This is a genomic window from Methylobacterium dankookense (assembly GCF_902141855.1).
GTDB classification, from domain to species: domain Bacteria; phylum Pseudomonadota; class Alphaproteobacteria; order Rhizobiales; family Beijerinckiaceae; genus Methylobacterium; species Methylobacterium dankookense.
In genome coordinates this window covers 1-1,071 of sequence record NZ_CABFVH010000122.1, presented here as the reverse complement: position 1 = coordinate 1,071, position 1,071 = coordinate 1, and the positions used below count along the sequence as shown (strand labels likewise).

1 protein-coding gene is annotated in these 1,071 nt (G+C 71.8%); it reads left to right on the top strand.

Features of this window, described 5'->3' with window-relative positions:
- Positions 1-1,071, top strand: a 1,071-nt coding sequence (locus tag MTDSW087_RS29840) for a polysaccharide biosynthesis/export family protein (protein ID WP_144769409.1), incomplete at both ends; no start/stop codon positions are given.

Genomic DNA, 1,071 nt, shown 5'->3' with positions numbered 1-1,071 from the left:
CTTCCGGCGGCGGGTCCGACCGCGCGGCAGGTGGATGCGGGCGCGGAGGTGGCCACGCCCGACGGGCTGTTCGCACGCTACGAGATCATCGACATCACCCCCGCCGTGGTCGAGGCCCTGCGCACCCGCCCCCTCGACAGCCTGCTCGCCTCCTTCGGCGACCACCGCCCCTCCCTCGAGCCCGTCATCGGCATCGGCGACATGGTCGCCATCTCCGTCTGGGAGGCGGGATCGGGCGGCCTGTTCTCCGGACCGCTCGTGGCCGACCGCTTCTCGGCCGGATCCAAGTCCGCCCTCATCCCCGAGCAGGTGGTCGCGCGCGACGGCGCCATCTCGGTGCCCTATGCCGGCCGCATCCAGGTGCTCGGCCGCCGCCCCCAGGACGTGCAAGGCCTCATCGAGAACGAGCTCGCCGGCAAGGCCATCCAGCCCCAGGTGCTGGTCAGCGTCACCAAGCCGATCTCGCAGACCGTCACCGTCACCGGCGAGGCCGCCGCCGGCGCGCGCATCCCGCTGACCATGCGCGGCGACCGCCTGCTCGACGTCGTCGCCACCGCCGGCGGCGTGCGCTCGCCCGTCAACGAGACCTTCATCCGCCTGTCGCGCGGCAACCTCACCGCCACGGTGCCGATGACCACGGTGGTGTCCAACCCGCGCGAGAACATCTACCTGCGCCCGGGCGACGTGCTGACCCTGGTGCGCGATCCGCAGACCTTCCTGGCGGTGGGCGCGCTCGGCAACGCCACCGAGCTGCCGTTCTCGGCCGACGGCATCACCCTGGCGCAAGCGCTGGCCAAGGCGCGCGGCCTGTCGGACTTCCAGGCCGACCCGACCGGGACCTACATCTTCCGCTTCGAGCCGGCGGCGGTGGTGCGCAAGCTCAACCCGGCCTCGAAGCTCCTGGGCACGCCGCTGGTGCCGGTGGTGTACCGGGTGGACATGCGCGATCCCAACAGCCTGTTCCTGACCCAGGCCTTCCGCATGCGCAACCGCGACCTGGTCTACGTCTCGAACGCGCCCTTCACCGAGTTGCAGAAGGTGCTGAGCGTCTTCTCCACCGTCGCGGCCCCC